Annotated in this window: 14 protein-coding genes; 7 read left to right on the top strand and 7 right to left on the bottom strand. The window is 38.6% G+C overall.

Translation table 11 applies throughout. The features are described from left to right. Position 1: 1 nt before the first annotated feature. The 3 genes from CH354_RS15730 to CH354_RS15720 all read right to left on the bottom strand — a co-directional run bounded on the left by CH354_RS15730 (position 2) and on the right by CH354_RS15720 (position 3,370). Positions 2–691, bottom strand: a complete 690-nt coding sequence (locus CH354_RS15730; protein WP_100727212.1) for a tetratricopeptide repeat protein — start codon at positions 689–691, stop codon at positions 2–4. Continuing rightward, positions 691–2,706, bottom strand: a complete 2,016-nt coding sequence (locus CH354_RS15725; RefSeq protein ID WP_207762695.1) for an ATP-dependent helicase — start codon at positions 2,704–2,706, stop codon at positions 691–693. The genes CH354_RS15730 and CH354_RS15725 overlap by 1 nt, the downstream gene beginning before the upstream one ends. Positions 2,707–2,773: 67 nt before the next feature. Further along, entirely contained in the window at positions 2,774–3,370 is a 597-nt protein-coding gene (locus CH354_RS15720) for a glutathione S-transferase family protein (protein WP_100728610.1), read from the bottom strand. 132 nt (positions 3,371–3,502) lie between these two features. Here CH354_RS15720 and CH354_RS15715 point away from each other — a divergent pair, with 132 nt between their 5' ends. From CH354_RS15715 to CH354_RS15695, 5 genes are all read left to right on the top strand, one after another. Further along, complete coding sequence (locus CH354_RS15715) at positions 3,503–4,045, top strand: NUDIX hydrolase (protein WP_100727287.1); 543 nt, start codon at positions 3,503–3,505, stop codon at positions 4,043–4,045. A 158-nt stretch (positions 4,046–4,203) separates the two neighbouring features. Further along, on the top strand, positions 4,204–4,992 hold the full coding sequence (locus CH354_RS15710) for a FecR family protein (protein ID WP_100727215.1): 789 nt from the start codon (positions 4,204–4,206) through the stop codon (positions 4,990–4,992). 7 nt (positions 4,993–4,999) lie between these two features. Beyond that, complete coding sequence (locus CH354_RS15705) at positions 5,000–5,983, top strand: LBF_2017 N-terminal domain-containing protein (RefSeq protein WP_100727216.1); 984 nt, start codon at positions 5,000–5,002, stop codon at positions 5,981–5,983. A gap of 61 nt (positions 5,984–6,044) precedes the next feature. After that, the gene (locus tag CH354_RS15700; RefSeq protein WP_100727217.1) at positions 6,045–7,286 is read left to right on the top strand and encodes an MFS transporter; all 1,242 of its coding nucleotides are present in this window, start codon (positions 6,045–6,047) and stop codon (positions 7,284–7,286) included. A 43-nt stretch (positions 7,287–7,329) separates the two neighbouring features. Continuing rightward, positions 7,330–7,515 carry a hypothetical protein gene (locus CH354_RS15695; RefSeq protein ID WP_100727218.1) on the top strand — a complete coding sequence of 62 codons (186 nt, stop codon included), beginning with the start codon at positions 7,330–7,332 and terminating at the stop codon, positions 7,513–7,515. Here the strand turns inward: CH354_RS15695 and CH354_RS15690 are convergent, their stop codons facing one another. The 4 genes from CH354_RS15690 to uvrC are packed head-to-tail and all read right to left on the bottom strand — an operon-like array spanning position 7,516 to position 15,289. Then, entirely contained in the window at positions 7,516–9,153 is a 1,638-nt protein-coding gene (locus CH354_RS15690) for a phospholipase D-like domain-containing protein (protein WP_100727219.1), read from the bottom strand. Next, positions 9,150–10,586, bottom strand: a complete 1,437-nt coding sequence (locus CH354_RS15685) for an LA_2168 family protein (RefSeq protein WP_100727220.1) — start codon at positions 10,584–10,586, stop codon at positions 9,150–9,152. The genes CH354_RS15690 and CH354_RS15685 overlap by 4 nt, the downstream gene beginning before the upstream one ends. Further along, the gene (locus CH354_RS15680; protein ID WP_100727221.1) at positions 10,583–13,408 is read right to left on the bottom strand and encodes an LIC11755 family lipoprotein; all 2,826 of its coding nucleotides are present in this window, start codon (positions 13,406–13,408) and stop codon (positions 10,583–10,585) included. Before CH354_RS15680 ends, CH354_RS15685 begins: the two co-directional genes overlap by 4 nt. A 36-nt stretch (positions 13,409–13,444) precedes the next feature. Further along, positions 13,445–15,289: an excinuclease ABC subunit UvrC gene (uvrC, locus tag CH354_RS15675; protein WP_100727222.1), complete on the bottom strand. Its 1,845-nt coding sequence runs from the start codon at positions 15,287–15,289 to the stop codon at positions 13,445–13,447. Between the two features lie 75 nt (positions 15,290–15,364). On the opposite strand from uvrC, the gene CH354_RS15670 reads away from it, so the two are divergent. Together CH354_RS15670 and lepB are read left to right on the top strand one after the other, a co-directional pair. Continuing rightward, on the top strand, positions 15,365–17,860 hold the full coding sequence (locus CH354_RS15670) for a methyl-accepting chemotaxis protein (protein WP_165780351.1): 2,496 nt from the start codon (positions 15,365–15,367) through the stop codon (positions 17,858–17,860). Next, positions 17,853–18,383, top strand: coding sequence for a signal peptidase I (gene lepB, locus CH354_RS15665; RefSeq protein WP_100727224.1), 531 nt, complete (start codon positions 17,853–17,855; stop codon positions 18,381–18,383). The genes CH354_RS15670 and lepB overlap by 8 nt, the downstream gene beginning before the upstream one ends. Position 18,384: the final 1 nt, after the last annotated feature.

The raw sequence follows: 18,384 nt of genomic DNA, 5'->3' as shown, positions 1-18,384 counted from the left end.
CTTAGAGTTTGCCCTCCGGCTGTAACACTTCCAAACATTCTTTTTGAATGGACTTTAAGGTTTCATTGTTAGGAAATTCTTCCAAACCAAGATTTGCGACTTGTAATCCTTTTTGATAAAAACCGGTGTTTTTGTATTCGAATCCCATTTTGAGATAGGTCTTTGCTGCAGTCTCGTAGTAGAATTCGTCTTTTTTCTGATTCCCTTTTGTGTAGGTTTTTGTAAGAGTCGCAAGTGCTGGGTAATACTCTCTTTCTGCTACAAGAGATTGCACCACTAGTTTTTTACGTTCCATTAGGTTCGTATTTTTATCAAGTTTCTCCGATTGGTTTAGGAACTGGATCGCTTTGTTATATTCGTTTTTTCCGATATAGGCTTTCCCCATTGCCAAATTCCACTCAGACAATTGTACAGGATTTGCTTTTGCCTGGTTTACTTGGTTTAGGGTTGTGATTGATTCTTCATAACGACCTAAATCGAGTAATAACTTTCCCTTTTTGATAATTAATTTGTCACGGGATTCGTCAGATAGTGTAGAGGATTTGAGATCAGCATCGATTGCTTCGATTTGGGCCAAATGAGACCCTGTGTTGATTTTGGAAACTCCTGGGCGGATGGTTTCCTTGTTTGATGCGCAATTTTCAAATGCCACTACCAACAATAGGAGGGTGAGTGGGAGAATCGATTTCATTAGCCTACCTTTAGTTTGTCTAATTCCTCTAAGAAATTCTTAGTTTCTGTGTCTCTATCCTTTGTTTCCATAGGGAAAAAAAGAACAGCGTCCTGAGACAGCTCGTTTAAAAACCGAGAGGGGGCACTCTCGATTTGCTCCCCAAATTTGCGTCTTGTACGAGCCGAAGTCAAGTACAATTTTCGCCTTGGGCGAGTCATACCCACGTAGAGAAGGCGTCGTTCTTCATCGACCACTTCCCCTTCTTCTTCTATAACACGTGAGTTCGGTAAAATTCCCTCTTCGAGTCCCACTAAAAATACTAAATCGTATTCGAGTCCTTTTGACTGGTGCATGGTGAGGAGTTGCACCCTTCTGTCCTCTTCATCCTCTTTCGGTTCATCTTCCATGAGGAGGACTAACCTTTGTAAGAAGTCAAAAATTGTGGCCTTTCCTTCCCTGCCCTCTTCTTCTTCAAAAAAGGACAACATGTTCACAAGTTCACTTAAGTTGTAGATACGGGCTTTGACCACCTTCTCTTCGGTTTCTTCCATGGAAATTTCCCGCTCAAACCCAATTTGAGTGATCATTTCCCGAAGTACCGGTGCGAGTTTCGGAGACATGGCAAACTTCTTTTTGAAGGCATCTACCATTTCTACAAATTGGTAAATTTCTTGTCTGACCTTAGCCTTTACTTCGGGCAAATAGTCGGGACTCTCAATCATTTTATGAAAGATTTCATACAGAGAAAGTTTGTGGGTAAAGGCTTCTTCCTGGAGTTTTTGCATGGTGCCAGGACCTATGCCACGTTTCGGGTAATTGATGATCCGAAGGAGGGAATAATCATCTTTAGGGTTTGCCACGTAACGAAGATACGAAATACAATCTCGGATTTCCTTTCTGTCAAAAAAATTATAACCACCCACTACTTTGTAAGGAATACTCCGGTTGCGAAGTTCTTCTTCGAAGGGACGTGATTGGAAGTTCGTACGAAAAAGGATGGCGATTTCTTTACCCTTAAATTCATTTTTGATGAGAAGTGTTTGGATCCTTCCTGCTACAAAGATGGCTTCTTCTCTTTCATCGGCAGTTTCATAGTATTCCACGCGTTCGGCGGAAGGGATCCGGCTGTACAAGGTTTTTTCCTTACGGCCTTTGTTGTTTTGGATGAGGGAGTTTGCTGCTTGGATGATGAGTGATGTGGACCGATAATTTTCAAGTAACCTCACCACTTTTGCATGAGGGAATTCCCTTTCAAAATTCAGGATGAGTTGGACATTGGATCCGCGGAATGCATAGATACTTTGGTCATCATCTCCCACTACACAGAGGTTATCACTGTTCCCACGAAAGAGAGATAAAAACTCGTATTGGAGTTGGTTTGTGTCTTGGAATTCATCCACAAGGAAGTATTCGTGTTTTCTTTGGTAATAAGCTGCAATTTCAGGAAACTCAGCTAACAGTCGTTTGGGAAGTAAAATCAAATCATCAAAATCGATGGCATTTTTTTCTTTGAGACCCTCTTCATACAGTGAAAAAACTTCGGCTGCCACTAAATCAAACTCACCAGTGAGACCATTGTCTTTGGGATGGACTTGCGTATTTTTCGCATAGGAGATACGGCGAAGGATTTCTTTTGGAGGGACTTTTTTGGGATCCAGGCGTTTGGATTTTAAAAGGTCGGAAACAAAGGCTTCCTGGTCGGTTCCATTAAAGAGTAAAAACGTTTCGTTGTAACCAAGTTTGGTAATGTGTTCTTTTAGGATCTTAAGGCCAAGGGAATGGAAGGTGGAAAGGGTAATCCCTTTCAGTTTTTCTCTCGGAACCATTTTCCGAAGGCGCTCTGCCATTTCTTTGGCACTTTTATTGGTAAAGGAAAGAGCTACGATTTTACTCGCAGGGATTTTGACTCCCTCCACCATATGGGCGATCCGGTTGGTGATGACGCGGGTTTTCCCTGACCCTGCTCCTGCAAAGACAAGAAGGGGACCTTGGATGGTGGAAACAGCTTCCATTTGTGCCGCATTCAATTTCATAGGGAGTCCAGTAAGGGACATAATCCAGTGAAATCAAATGGGGTCGAGTAAAAAAGGTTTGGGAAGTTTACTTAGGAGCCGTTTCGATCCAGGATTTGTTTGGCCCATGGAAATTCAGAAAATTGACAAAAATTTCCTCTTCCAAAATAGGCAATACAGACCGAAACCGCATCCAATCCAAAGTGGAATACAGTGCAATTTCAGATAAACCTACCTTTCCATCGGTAAAGAAATGATTACCACTTAACTCTCGTTTGATGTATTCTAAAATGGAACTGATACGAAGTGCATTTTTGGTTAAGTAAGGAGCGGCATCTGGTTTGATTCCCTCCTTATTCAAATAAAAGAGAAGGATGGCATTGTCGAGGGCTTGGTCAATGGCTGTGAGAAGATTGGCTTCTCTGTAAAAATGATCACCAACTTTGGGACGAAACTTACCATGCCCTTTTGTTTCTAAAATATAATCAGTGATGGTGTGGCTATCCCAGATTTTGACATCGTCAGTTTCTAAGTATGGGACTTTCCAAAGTGGATTTTTTTCTCTAAGTTCCTTTTGACCTGATTCTGTCATCGTATCGACTAATTGGAAAGGAATCCCGAGTTCTAAACAAAGGAAACGTATGCGTCTTACATAAGGGGAAGTGATGCTACCATATAATTTCATAAGGAAAGGTTTTCAAACGATGCTTCTTCTAGCAAGGAGTAAGATTGAAACTTCTAAAAAAAGCTAGCCAATCCCACAAACCCAAGATTGGATTGGAGGTGGCTTCAAACTACTCCAAAGGAACAAAAACAATTGAAAGAACGAAAAAATTGGAAAGACCTATTCCCTACTCCCATTTATACTCTGGCATCCTTCGATATCAAACTACCACGTTCAGAACAAGAAAAAACCTATTATGTTTTAAAATCCAAAAACTGGGTGAATGTGGTTCCCGTCACCAAATCTGGAGAAATTTTACTCATCAAACAATACAGACATGGGATCGGTGAAGACAGTTTAGAAATTCCTGGCGGTATTGTGGATGAAGAAGAACCAGATAGCGAACTAACATCCGTCATCCGAGAATTACGTGAAGAGACAGGGTATGCTACAGACCCAAACAAAATCAAACTGTTGTCAAAATTTTCTGGTAATCCTGCCATGTTCACCAACTGGTCATACTCTTATGTAGCCTATGATGTGGAACCCATGTTTGATGTAGAGTTTGATGAAGGGGAAGATATTGAAATTGTTTTAAAATCACCAAAGGAAGTCAAACAACTGTTACTTGATGGAACAATCCATCACCCCCATATGGCGGCGGCACTCGGAATTTATTTTTTACAAGGTGGTTAGAAACTAACTTTGATAAGGGTAAATATTCATTGGGTTCGGAAATTTTGGTTCCATTCTTTAGATCATTCGAATGCTATGATGGAAAACTTCGTTTAGAAAAATCCCCAAGATTTACGAAATCGCTGGAAATTTAAACAGAAGTTTGAGAGAGTATAAATATGAGAAAGTCCATCGTACACACTATCCTAGTACTTATCATAATGTTATGCCAATTCCCAGTAATGGCAGAACCAGATGCGGCATTGGAACCCATTACCATCACCGTCCAAAAGGGAGAAACTCTTTCTCTCATTTCGGAACGCCACCTTTCTGATCCGAAACGTTGGCCAGAACTTCTGAAATACAATAAAATCCCAAATCCCGATTTGATCAAACCAGGTCTTTCCCTTGTGGTGCCTGTTTTTTTAAGAAAGGCTGTGGTAGGTGTCACTGAATTTGTGATGGGACAAGTGGAATGGAATGGAACTGGTGGAAAAGGACCTTGGACTCCACTCAAACTTGGCCAAGAATTACACCCGAATGACCAAATCAAAACCAATGGAAAAGGAAAAACGGACATCCACATCAACCAAGTAGGTATGGTTCGTATCTTAAACAATAGCCATTTTGAAGTCAAAGGTGAAGATAAAAAAGGTGGGCCTGTGACAGTGGCTCTTTTTAAAGGAAGCCTTGATGCAAAAGTGGCAAAAAGTGATCCACCAGTTGCCAATCATAAATTCAATATTGTTAGCCCTTCTTCGACTGCCGGTGTGAGAGGGACTGAGTTCCGTGTGGAACTCGATGAAAAATTAAGTTCTACAATCTCTTGTTTTGAAGGTGTTGTGGATGTGAATGCCCAAGGGAAAACGGTAGAACTCACACAAGGAATGGCAACGTTTGTTGAAAAAGGAAAGTCTCCTGTTCAACCTTATAAAATTCCAGAAGCACCTCGTATCAAAGAAGAATAGAAGGGATATGAAACAAAATCTAACTTTAATCCTCACTTTTTTATTACTGATTTTTAGTTCCCTAGATTCCAAACCAAAAAGGGAACTAAGAATCCTCATCGATGCAGAAGCCGATGCCAATTTTGAATTGGAACTTTGGCAAGAAAAACCAAGTGAAACGGAAGCATCAATTGCGCCAAAACCACCGGAAGTAATTCAGTTCAAAGGGAACCGAATTACTGTCACTCCAAAAGATGACTTCGAATACTTTCGTGTTCGCAGGTTAGGTGAATATGGAGCAAAAGGATTTTGGACCCAAGTGTTCTCTACAAATGTGGACCCTGGTTCTCCTTTGTCTGTTCCAAGAGAATTTGTAACCAAAAAAACATTTGAACCGAAACCAGTTCCGAAAAATCAAGTTTCCGTAATCTCTAACGATAGTTTTGTGATTGTTAAAGAGAAAGAGGTTGGCACACGGTATTTAACGAAAGACCATATTTATGTATCACCTACCGATGATGCATCGGGTATTGCTGAGGTTCGTTACCGAGTGAATGATGGGCAATGGAATTCGGCAAAGTCCTTAGCTTCGATTCCTTTTACAGAAGAAGGAGAATACAAATTATTTTACTTCTCTGTGGACATGGCAGGAAACAAGGAACCAATACAAATATTAGAATTTATTAGAGATACAATTCCACCAACATCCAATGTAGAGTGGATGGGTACAATGTCCAAAGGAAAAGGGAATACAAACTTTTTATCCCCAACTTCGGCAATTCGATTGGTATCAAAAGACAATCGAAGTGGAGTAAAGGATATTCTGTATTCGGTCACCTGCCAATCAGGTACCCAATCTGAGTTTAAATCCTTTACTACAGACATTTCAGTATTGGGTTTAAAATCAGAATGTAAAGGTTCCTTCCAAATGTTTTATTATGCAGTGGACCAAGTAGGAAATGAAGAACCTGTAAAAACTTTAAATTTCCAATTGGGAAGTGAATCGAATTAATCCTAATTTGGAATTTGTGAATTGCACCCTGATTTTGTAGGAAAACATTGGCTGAATAGAGATGAAAAAAAATCTTTCTTTAGCCATTTTCCAACATAAAGACTTTCGGTTTTTTATTGTCGCAAGGTTTTTTATGGTCCTTGCGATCAATATTCAAGCAACGATTGTTGGTTGGCAGGTTTATGAACTCACTGGTAGTGTATTAGACCTCGGTCTTGTTGGATTATTTGAAGCCATTCCGTCCATCCTCGTCTCACTTTATGCAGGCCACCTAGCAGACCTTAGGGACCGCAGAAATATCATTGTAGTTTGTCTGTTTTTTTTACTCGTCTGTTCCCTCACCTTATTTGCATTTACGGGTCCATTGTTTTATCTATTGGAAACTTATAAGGCATATCCGATATTTTTAGTGATTTTAGTTTCGGGGATTGCACGTGGGTTTATCTCCCCTGCTATTTTTAGTTTTGTAACCCAACTGGTCCCCAGAGAACATTACCCCCATTCAGCAGCTTGGATGGGAACTTCTTTCCAGGCAGGTGCCGTGATTGGCCCTGCTCTTGGTGGAATTGTGTATGGAAGTTTTGGGATCCACTGGGCTTATGGACTTGATTCTATTTGTATTGGTTTACCATTCCTCTTGTTTTTCTGGATTAAAAAACGAAGTTTACCAGAATCAAAAGTCAAAGAACCTCTAAAAGATAGCCTACTCAAAGGTCTAAAATTTGTTTTAAAAAATGAAATCATGTTAGGTGCAATGGCACTTGATATGTTTGCTGTTTTATTTGGCGGAGCCGTAGCCCTTCTTCCTGTATTTGCAAAGGACATTTTATTTGTGGGTTCAGAAGGACTTGGGTATTTGCGCGCAGCACCTTCCTTTGGTGCTTTGATTATGGCCTATTACCTCACTTACAAACCACCACTTGAAAAATCGGGAAAGGTTTTACTCTCTTGTGTATTTGGATTTGGGATCTGTATGTTGGTGTTTGGATTATCCCATTCATTTTATCTCTCCCTATTTGCTTTATTTTTATCAGGTGTATTTGATAGTGTTTCCGTCGTAGTCCGTTCGACCATCATGCAAACGATGACTCCGGAAGATATGCGTGGGCGAGTGAGTGCTATCAATAAAGTGTTTATCGGTTCTTCCAATGAAATTGGTGCCTTTGAATCGGGTATCTCTGCTAAATTTTTGGGGACAGTTGGTTCCGTTGTGTTTGGAGCCACAATGACGGTTCTCATTGTGATGTTTACGTATCGGATGGCACCCAAACTAAAAGAACTAGAGCTAAAAAACTGGGTTTAAAAATGCTTGGAAATTCTCATTTCCATGACAAGTTGGACAAGCTATGTCCGATTTGATCCATGATTCGAAACTTCCCGAAGACAAAAAACACACGCTAATCCTTCTCATACAAACGATGTTAAATGATGTGAACAAACAAATCACACATTTAGGCATCAATAACTACATGAAATTGCAAGAGGATATTGCCAAAATTTTGGTTCCGATCATAGAAGATAAAATGGAATGACTAGTCATTAGAACAAACCAAAGTTTGATTCTGTTTTGCCTTTAATCGGTTTAGCAAAAATACCATCCATCTTGGAATGGTATTTTTTTGTTTGGTATGGCAAAAGGAGATTGTTCGTTTCTCTGTGTGGACCCACATCCAAAGATTTTTACCCTGCCTAAAGTTTGACCTTCCCACTGCAATGGAGTTGGAATCGATAGGAATCAATTCTTTCGGATGACTCCCATCCCAAACCGAAATGGATTGGATTTTTTCTCCATTCGAAAGACCCACATATGTTCCAAGAAAGTAATTTTGTAAACTCAGAGTGATATCAGTTCCCTCACTCATTTCCCAAATAGGATCCCCTTCGACTGATTCCCAATGAAACCTTCCCCATTCTCTTTCCCACAAATGATTGTTTGGAATCCCAACGAAAGCCAAAGATTGTTGGTATGATTTTGCAAGTGCATTGGAGTTAGAATCAAAACCACCTGATTCTTGGAAAAACAAATTTGTTTCGTACAAGGGATTTTGGAATCTTTTTACTGTATAAGTATGTAACTCAAAAGGTTCATCTGTATCAGGAGAAACTTGGGAAGGTGAGAGTGGGATGGCATTTGTTTCGATCCTTTTCCATTCCTGTAAAAATTCTTTGGTAATGGTTGGGTGACTCATTTTGACAAAGACTTCTTTGTTTTTATCCCTTGCTGATACAGAATAATTATAAGAGCCAACATATACGTCCCGTTCGTCGATCACCATTGTTTTATGGTGTAAGAGTCCACCTTTGTAAGAATTCTCTTCATACACAAAGTCAACATTTCCATCTTCCCAGATTAGAGAAGGAAATTGCAAATATTGGCTTAGATAAATTGCCTCTGGATTGGTTTGTTTGGGTGAGTTATAAATTCCCTCTAATCGCACCCCTCGTTTTGAAGCTTCTAATAACTTCAAACTAATGACTGGATCGTAATGTGAGTAGATCAAATATTGAATGGATACTTTTGCCGCATCAATCGCCTCAAGGATTCGTGTTTGGATTTCTAACCCTGCATCAGGTGCAAATAGGTATTCTAAGTTCCCTACTTCAACCACACCCAAAGGATTTTTACCTTCCAATGTGGAAGCAAGCGCATCATATTCAGGTAGTTTTAGATTTTGGATCCAATAAACATTATGATCTGTTTCCAATCCATGTGAAGTAAAATTTCCTGTACCAAGGAACATTCGTTTTCGATCCAGTATCATGATTTTTGTATGGTGAATCCCTGAACCTTCCCAACGTTGTACTTGGAATCCAAACGACTCCAACTCCTTGTAATCCTCATCTTTGTCGCCATAAATTTGGACATTCACTCCGTCTCTCTTTTTGGCATAAAGAGCAGAGATGATTTCATAGTCATCAATTGAATACAGATACATACGAATGGATTCATTCGACTTATGAATTTCAGAAAGAATCACATCCTTTATAATTCTCTTTTTTTCTTTTGAAACATTCCTACCTGGGTAGGAAAAATAAATTTCACTGAGTGGACTTGGAAATAAAAAGGAAGACAGATCTAATTTTGATTTTGGCGCATGACAAAACAAAACAAACCATACACTCAAAACGGGAATGAAAGGAATAAACTTTTTTTCTGTTTCCGTTTTCAAATTTGGTACCTTCCATAGACATATCCAAAATTAGAACGAATTCCCATAGATTCCGGTAGATATAACTGAGAAATTCCAACGCCTAATTCAAACCCTTCCTCTTCTTTTAGTGCCACTTCCAACATTCCTTCTGAAACAAAAAATTTTTCAAATTGCCTTTTTTGAAAATGGATCCGACCATCTAGCAAACCATTTTGGTGGTAAGGCACAAAATAATTCCCGATTAACTTAACTATAACTTGTTGGTATTGGTAAGAAAGGACCAATTCTGTTAAATACCCGAAGGCTCTTCCTTCAATGAGAGCTAAGTTCTTTTCATACCCTGATTCAGTCACGGCGGCCGATGGAAATATTCGAAAAATCTGGGATAGATATGGAGTTTGGCTTGGGTGTGTTCCCATTGATACATAACCTTCATTTACAATCTGATGGTTTTGATTTGTTTCTGCGGTATCAGAAAGAAAATGAGAACTTCTTAATTTAAATTCACCTAACTTTAATTCAGTGCCAACTTGAAATGCCTCACCTGCAATCGGAATGATTCCTGGTGTTTCGGCGATTTGGGAACGAGTCCTGTCACTCCCTTTACACCACAAAAAATCAAACTCAAAAGATAAGTGTTCCCATTGAATTCCAAATCCAATATTCCCAGAAAAAATCGAATCCCCATCTGCTGAATTTTTCTTTGTTTCGCTTGGATGGTCTTTTGTGTTTGGTCCAAAACTCCCTAGTTCCATGTAGTGAACTCCTAGTCGTAAAGAATTAGATTCTCCATAATGAATGCCAAAACTATGCCTCCTATGATGGGAACGGTGAAACCCATCATTCTTTTTTTCGGAGGTTGAAAATTCAGATGAGGTTTCATTACGAAGTAAACCATGAAATTGGTCTTTCGAGAGGAGGAGTGATCCTGAATAAAAATCCCAAATCATCAATTGAAACGTAAGATTTGATTCAGGTTTTATTTCTAAGAATAAACCTTCTCCACCATCATATTGAGATGAAAAACTTTTAGGTGAAAATAAGTGTTCCCGTCGGCCCACACCTAAGAAAAACATTTTGGACTTGTACCCTAAAAAATGATTTTTTCCTAAATAATAATTTCGTAATCCAGTTTCTGGTCCTGTTGTGAGTTTGGCATCCAGGTCCCAATGGATTTGGTTTCGGTTGTTCTTATCTTTTAATCCTACAAAACCTGACTCTCCCGAGCTTCGATTCAAATAACCATCGTTACGAAATACACGACTCCATCTTTGGCTAAAAAAATCCCAATTTGGCACTTCCAAAGGCCTTTTGGTTTGGTTTTCTTTTAAAAATAATTCATATCCATAAATACCAAACTCAAGTCCAATCCCATTCACTTTTGTCAAAGGAATCAAAAACAAAACTAAAAAATAGAAAAATACGTTTGTTAGATGGTGTGAAGGTTTCAATTTTCCTCACGGTAGACTTCAAAGTCATCTGGAGTGGTACCTTCTGCATTTGTTTTCAACCATAGGTATTCTCCCGTACTTGTTGTCTTACGAAAGTTAGATGCACTTTCCTTATGCCCGAAGGATGAAATGAGAATGTAAACCCCATTACTCTTTTTTCGAAGTTGTAAGAATTCGCCAGATGAGATTCCATTTCCAATCGTTTGTGTTGTAACAACCGTGATCAATCGATCTGATTCGGAATGAAAGATCGGTAAGTACCAATCTTTACCATCCGGATCCACAATCCAGGCACATTTGGAAGGTGGTAAAACTGTATCGTTTGTGATAAATCCTTTTCCATTTTTACCAGTTGGTGTTCCATTCGGAAACCGAGATTGGTAAGAAACCAAATCGTCTGTTGATGTTTCATCTTCAATTAGATACGAACTCAAATCCTCTGAGTTTCCAGAACGATTGCATACATAAACCCATTCATTCTGTGAGAGAAAAGGATTCGGATAAATAGCTTCAATTTGAATTGGTCCCTTTTTTTCCAAAAATCCAATTGGTTTGATTAAATTTGGATGTGAAAAATAAGAATACATCTGCTCTTCTGAGTGACCAGAGAAAACATTCGTTAAATCCAAGTTAAATTGTAAGTCAGACAATGGTAGTATAGAGATTGGTAATTTCTGTCTCTGGTTTCCAAAAAGAAAAGAACCAACGTTTCCTAACGGTGAATTTGCCAAGTAACCAACTTGGTCTCTTAATTTTACAATTTCCAAACTGGAAATTTTTTCAACACCCGGACTCCTCCATAATCCTGGACAAGGAAACGAACTTACCATTGATGATGAAAAAAAGATGGGTGCAATTTCGGGATGAAGGGAACGAGTGTTGTCGTAAGATTTTTCTTTTATAAGGGCATCACTCCATATTATTAAACGATTGTTAGATGTAATTTTTTCAACGTACGACAAAGAATTAAAGGATTCGCCAAAAAAACCAGAAGGCAAATGGTAAATGTTTTCACCATTACATAGATTTGGTTCGTATCCAAAGGTTACAATTTTAGTGCCACTCGGTTTCCAATAGAAATAATCTTTCTTTTCACTCGATTGAAATGAACCAATCCCTTCTTCCCCTTCAATGAATCCGAAATCAAAAAATGGATACGGGTTTTGTGCCAGTTCTAAGAGCGAACTGCCAATGAAATTGATTTGGTTTGTTTCATGTACACCAGGGCTCAACTGAAATCCATAAGAAAGTAATCTTGGATCACTCTGAATTCGGGGATGAGGAACCTCTTTCTCTTGGACAATGATGGAAAACCGATTTTGGTTTCCTTTTCGAAGTAAATGAAAACGATTTGGATCAAACTCTACAGAGATACTCTCTTCTGATAAACGACTTTGGATGAGAAAGGGAGGGATTTGAAACATTTGTTTCGGGATAGTAAATGGTTTTTCCCTTTCTAAAAGATTCCAACCTAACCAACGTTCATTAGTCATTAGGAAAATTCCATTCTGATTTAGAATTTCTTCTTTCGCCGAAAATGGATAAACATTCCCATTCAAAATCCAATTTAAGGATGATAAATCGCAAGTTGTGCCTTCATTTCGAAATTCAAAGTAAGCAGGAAAAGGGAAATTTGAATCCGTTTCGTTTCCTGGATAAAATTCTGTGAGATGGATCTGACTTGGAAAACATTTGGGGATTGTATTTGAAATGGAATTTTCTTCCAGGTAGTTTGGCAAACCTGGATTACCGCAAAAAGATCCTTCAGTTTCCCATAGTTTTTTTTGGTCACGGCAAGAAGTAGTTCTCCACTGTTTCGCAAAATATTCCTCACCTTGTTTGAAATCAAACGAGGCATCATACAACACCGATTCTCCAAATCGAATGGTTTCCGTTGTTCCCAGTTGTGATAAAAATTGTTTGGGGATGAGTATCCCTTGGTATTTTGGATTGTCTGATAAAAGTAGGATACCATGGGGTAACATGACTCGGCTACGTTTTCGAAAATCTTCCGATTGGAATGTGATTGTAACTCCATCCTTTTCCCTTTCGAGTGTTTCCGCGTAAGGACAGATCACCTTATCTTTTGTATTCTCCCATTCTAAATAACGCAAATAGTCAGATTCTGAATGACGGAACAATTCTGATACGTTAGGGGAACCAATCTCACAACTAGAAATCCAATTTTGGTTTTGGCTTAAGACCAAATCGAGAACCTTCTCCACAGGAGGGCATGGAAATTCGAAGTCAATTGTTGGGGTTTGGTTTTCCGAATTAGAGAGTGAATACGAACGGTAAACAACCTCACATTCTGAATTTGATTTTTGCAAAAAAATAGGGTGAGGGATTGCAAAACTTTGGTACGTCACAAGGCCTGTTGAGAATACTTGTTCCTTCCACTCTATGATTGGATCGATTTCTTTTCGTTTCTCTTTCCATTTCCCAAATGTTGTGAATGAAAGATTCCAACCCTTTCCAAATTCAAAAAACGTTTGGTATTCTGATTTTTGATTTTTTAAAAGAGAAAAACCTGTTTTCCAACGCTTGGAACTCTCTTCATTCAGTTTGGAACAAATTCTGAATTTTGCACCTAACTCTAATTTGTATAATGAGATGGGAATGGAATACACACAAAAAATCCCATTTTCATAATGGAATAGTTCATTTGAATCTGGTAAATTGAGTGACGAATCCTTTGTTCCATATTCAAAAAAAAATTCAGGAACCTCTCCTAAAGAATCATCATAAAAATAAAATGGAGATTGGTTCTGTGAAGTACAAGAGAATCCGAAGACAATAAAGATGAGTAAAAATTGTTTCACCTAACCACTCCTTCTCAAAGAAGTAGTTAAAAATCTTTATCTCGGTTCTATTTTTTTTAAGGATTGAATGTTATTGTAAATTTTTTCAGCAAGTACAGGCCCTATGCCTTGTACTTTTTCCAATTCTTCTTTTGTTGCATCAGTGACTTTCTTTTTTGATTGGAAATACATCAGAATATTTTTTCTTCTACTCGCTCCGATATCGGGGATATCATCCAAAATGGATTTGAGAGCTTTTTTCTTCCTTTGTAATCGTTGGAAGGTAACACCAAACCTGTGGGCTTCATCCCGTACATTACGAAGGAGTCGCATCATGGGGGAATGGATATCAAAACTATATGGATGTTTTTCCCCTGGAAAATAAATCTCTTCTCGTTTTTTTGCAAGGCCTACCATCGGAATATGACCCAAATCCAGTGCATTCGCCGCTTCCGCTGCTCGAGATAATTGGGTAAGTCCTCCATCGATCACAATTAAATCAGGAAGTGGCTCTTCTTCGTTTACCAAATGGCTTAACCTTCTTGCAATCACTTCATGGATCATACCGGGATCATTGATCCCATCATATCCTCTCATCTTATAATGCCGATACCCAGATTTATAAGGTTTTCCTTCAACAAACATCACACCACTGGCAACAGGGGAACTCCCTTGGAAATGGGAAATATCATAACACTCAATTGTCCTTGGTAGTGTCGGTAAATTTAATTTTTCTTGTAGTTCCTTCATGGCAACGGTTTGGTCCCGAAGTTTTGTTGCGAGGATACGTTCTGTTAAACTCAATTCCGCATTTTTTTCCGCTAGGCGGAGTAAGGATTTTTTAGGACCCATCTCAGGGAATTTTAATTTGATGGATGTTCCGTATTTTTCGAGAATTGTTTCTAAAAAAACATCATGATTACCTTTCGCAGAAGTTGGTAAATACACAACACTTGGTAATATGGTTACATTTAGATAATAATCGCGTAAGAAGGAATTAAATGCCTCTTCATCATCTGAAAAAGAAAGCCCTGTCAATGGGAAAGATTTTTTCCCTTCCAACCTTCCTCCTCTCACTTCCAGTATAACAATCTGACCTTCATCGTCTCGTTTGCTAATCCCTAAAATATCTTCATCTCCACCATCTAAACTAACAACAGTTTGTTTTTCTCGGATTTGATTAATTTTTTCGATCCTTTGTTTGAGAAATCCTGCTCGTTCATATTCCATTTTGGTGGATGCATCTAACATCGCTGATTTTAAATCGGCAACTAGACGATCTTTTTTACCTTCTAAAAAACGGAGGATTTCATCAACTAACTCGGAATAGGTTTCTTTTGTGATATTTCCTTGGCAAGGCCCAAGGCACCGTCCCATATGAAAATTTAGGCATGGTCTTTGTGGTTTTGAAAGAGGAAGTTTTAATTTCGTTTTCCTAACAGGAAATATACGATGGATGAGCTCTAACGTATCCCTTGCAGCTTTGACATCCGTAAACGGTCCAAAATACCTATCCCCATTGTCTTTCACCTTTCTTGTCAAAAACACCATTGGATAGTCTTCACTTGTGGAGACACATAAGAATGGATATTTTTTATCATCTTTTAACCTAACATTGAACTTAGGGTTGTATTTTTTGATGAGAGTGGCTTCGAGTAATAAGGCTTCTTTTTCTGTCCTAGTTGCAATCCAATCCAAATCATACAATTCAACATAGAGTGCTCTTGTTTTTCTGTCTTTTTGGTTGGGGTTGAGATAGGACCTAACTCGTGATTGGAGTTTCAGGGCTTTTCCCACATAGATCACTTGCCCCAATTGGTTTTTCCAAAGATAACAACCTGGTAAACTACCTAAGTTTTTTATTTTTTCTTGGATGGTTTTGAGTATCAGGGCATCTTTCATAAAGAGGAACCGTCAGGAATTTTACGTTTACAATTCTTAGACAGTCTGTATCCCTAGGGTATGGACATACGGAAAATGATCAAATTTATAATTTTTGGTCTTGAAGGATTTAACTATTTAATTGGCCTCCCGATTTTGCTGTCATATATTTATTTTTTTACGCAATGGACAAGTGAAGAACTTCAAATCATTCTAATTTCTACCGGCGTCATCGTCATCTTCATTGTCAGTTTTGCTGTTTCTTTTTATTGGATTCGTTTTTCACCCGTTTACAGAATATTTAATGGAACCGCTTCCAACACAGACAACCACAAGGCATACTTTTGGCTCGATCATTTAGAAAAGGTCTCGATGATCGATGTCATTGTCCGTTATTCAGTGGGTTATCTTTTTGTACTCGGTGCTCTACTCTTTTACCAAAAAACCAAAAATTTTGTCCTTCTGAGTGAACTTGCCATTGGCCTTGGAATGACAGTTGCCTTTACGATTCTGTTCCAATCGATTTTTATTGGGTATGTAGAAACAAAATTTAATATAAAGGGAATTTTACTTTCCATTCGGTTGGATAAAAACTCGAGGATCAATACAAGAAAGTTATCGAGGAATTTAGGATTCCAAACTGTCCTCTCATTTTTAGCTGCTATTTTGTTACTTTTTATCATTAACTATAGAATGAACTTCAAACAAGAGTTAGACCTAGTAAACTCAAGTATGAAACAATCTGTAATGGATTCTGAATCCCTCATGCGACTGACTTTAGTTGATTTTCGTGATCGACTGACAGTTTCCATTTTTACAGAGAACAAACTCAAAGACCAAATTGTAAAACGGAATTTAAATGGAATTCGTAATGTCCTGAACGAAATCCAATTAAAAAGTACAAACCATGCGGTTGAAGCATTGTTTTATTACAAACCCGATGATGGAATTTTTATCTCAACAAATGAATATGATCGTTCCAAAACCGGATCCATTTTTTACATTGAAGATGGAAACTTAGCAAGACAAGGACCACTTAGACATACAAGTATTCGTTCCAAAATTTCAGGAGATATTGTTTCCCCTTACACCTTACCCGTCTACGAAAACAACCAATTCCAAGGTTACGTAGGTGGATTTCTCAATATTGGTAAATTATCCAGTTTTATCTTAGGGAATTTAAAAATTGGAACCTCAGGCAAAGTTGGATTTTTTGATGGTGATGGAACCATAGTTTATTTCTCGGACAAACGAGACATTGGAAAAAACGCCAAAACAATGTTAGTTTTCGATACTCCCTTCCATACTCAGGAAGCACTTGGGTTTATTGATTCCACCGAAGATGGAACCCAAAAAAGAATCTTTTTTGTGAAAAACCCTGAATTCAATTATATCATCTATTGTATTTTTGAAAATGCAGAGTTATACGAAAAAACCTTATCAAGCCTTCTAATGACACTCGGGATTTCTATTTTGATTGTATTCATCATTGGTGTTGTGACAGTACTTGTGATTGAATCCAAATTAAAACCATTAGAACGTATCAAAGTACGCATAAGCGAAATGGTAAAAGGAAATCTAAAATCCGATTTTTATGACCCGAGCCGAGATGAAATTGGAAGTATGGCCAATGCCATGTATGAATTCCAATCCAAACTCCGCCAAATCGTCAACCAAACACAATCGGTTTCCAATGAACTAACAAACACTAGTTCCGATATTTACGAATCCATGTTAACCCTTTCCGATGCAGCCCAAAACCAAGCGGCAAGTAGTGAAGAAATCTCTGCCTCGATTGAAGAAATCACTGCTGGGATTGAAAGTGTGGCACAACGTACAGAAACCCAATCCTTTACCTTAGTTTCTCTCATGAAAAAAATGACAGAACTGAACCAAGTTGTTTCCGAAATTGATAAAAAATTCCAGGTTGCCGATGTCCGTGTAGAAGAAATCACAAAGGATGCCAAAAAAGGGGAATCCTCTCTAGGTGAGATGAAACTTTCCATGGATAAAATTTACCAGTCATCTTCTGAGATGACAAATGTAGTGGAGATCATCCATACCATTTCCGAACAAATCAATTTACTGGCTCTGAATGCAGCCATTGAAGCGGCAAGGGCTGGTGCCAGTGGGCGCGGGTTTGCCGTTGTTGCGGATGAGATTTCAAAACTTGCTGACAAAACAGCAAAATCCATAGAAGAAATCGAAGAACTCATCAAACAGAATGAAGTCGAAATTTACCAAGGCCAAGAAAAAATTGACCAATCAATTTCGATCTTAAGTGAAACCATTACAGGTGTGAATTCGATCAACCAAATGACAAAAGAAATCCGCATGGTTGTCCAAAAACAAATTGAGACCAACGAAGAGGTAAATGAAGGTGTCTCTCAAATCCGAGAACTTTCTGAAATGATCCGAGAAGCCACTGAAGAACAAAAAACAGCGATGATGGAAATTTCTCGATCCATTGCCGAGATCAATAACCATGCGCAAACCACAGCCATTTCCAGTGACGGCACAAAATCACATTCACAAAACATGAACCAACTAACAGAAAGTTTACGTAAAGAGATCAATTATTTCCATGTCTAAATCAAAAAATAAAGTCCCACTCAAAACAAAACTCATTGTGATATTACTTCCGATGGGAATCGGCCTGGTCTCTGCTATGTTTGTGAAGTATAAGGTCCTGCTTCCTGTGGCCATACCCAATTCTTATATGGAACCAAGTTTAAAAAAAGGGGACACCGCTTACTTCAATCGTTTTTATCGCAAAAGCCAACTGGGAATTGGAGATGTGGTCATTGCCACTTCCCCACTTGACCCAAATTCTACATTCATTGCAAGGATCATTGGCAAACCGGGAGACTCCATTTCCATCCAAAAACGCATGGTCTTTCGGAATGGAACCATCTTAGATCCCACAATGTTTCCCGAACCAAGTACACAATCGATCGCTCTCATCCCGGCCGGGAAAACAGAACATGATGATATGAACCCAGTGACAGTTCCTGAAAAACATTTCTTTTTACTCGCTGACAACCGCGAATTGGGAGTGGATTCGAGAACCCTCGGCACCATCCAAGAATCCCAAATCATTGCTGTTATGTGGTAAT

The sequence above is a fragment of the Leptospira levettii genome (assembly GCF_002812085.1).
GTDB classification, from domain to species: domain Bacteria; phylum Spirochaetota; class Leptospiria; order Leptospirales; family Leptospiraceae; genus Leptospira_A; species Leptospira_A levettii.
The sequence above is the reverse complement of the archived record's forward strand: the minus strand, read 5'-3'. Positions and strand labels throughout refer to the sequence as shown.

What these genes read in the sequence shown, in the direction of transcription:
- CH354_RS15730 (WP_100727212.1), bottom strand. Translation starts at nt 691, where the DNA reads ATGAAATCGATTCTCCCACTCACCCTCCTATTGTTGGTAGTGGCATTT.
- CH354_RS15725 (WP_207762695.1), bottom strand. Translation starts at nt 2,706, where the DNA reads ATGAAATTGAATGCGGCACAAATGGAAGCTGTTTCCACCATCCAAGGT.
- CH354_RS15720 (WP_100728610.1), bottom strand. Translation starts at nt 3,370, where the DNA reads ATGAAATTATATGGTAGCATCACTTCCCCTTATGTAAGACGCATACGT.
- CH354_RS15710 (WP_100727215.1), top strand. Translation starts at nt 4,204, where the DNA reads ATGAGAAAGTCCATCGTACACACTATCCTAGTACTTATCATAATGTTA.
- CH354_RS15705 (WP_100727216.1), top strand. Translation starts at nt 5,000, where the DNA reads ATGAAACAAAATCTAACTTTAATCCTCACTTTTTTATTACTGATTTTT.
- CH354_RS15700 (WP_100727217.1), top strand. Translation starts at nt 6,045, where the DNA reads ATGAAAAAAAATCTTTCTTTAGCCATTTTCCAACATAAAGACTTTCGG.
- CH354_RS15695 (WP_100727218.1), top strand. Translation starts at nt 7,330, where the DNA reads ATGTCCGATTTGATCCATGATTCGAAACTTCCCGAAGACAAAAAACAC.
- uvrC (WP_100727222.1), bottom strand. Translation starts at nt 15,289, where the DNA reads ATGAAAGATGCCCTGATACTCAAAACCATCCAAGAAAAAATAAAAAAC.
- CH354_RS15670 (WP_165780351.1), top strand. Translation starts at nt 15,365, where the DNA reads ATGATCAAATTTATAATTTTTGGTCTTGAAGGATTTAACTATTTAATT.
- lepB (WP_100727224.1), top strand. Translation starts at nt 17,853, where the DNA reads ATGTCTAAATCAAAAAATAAAGTCCCACTCAAAACAAAACTCATTGTG.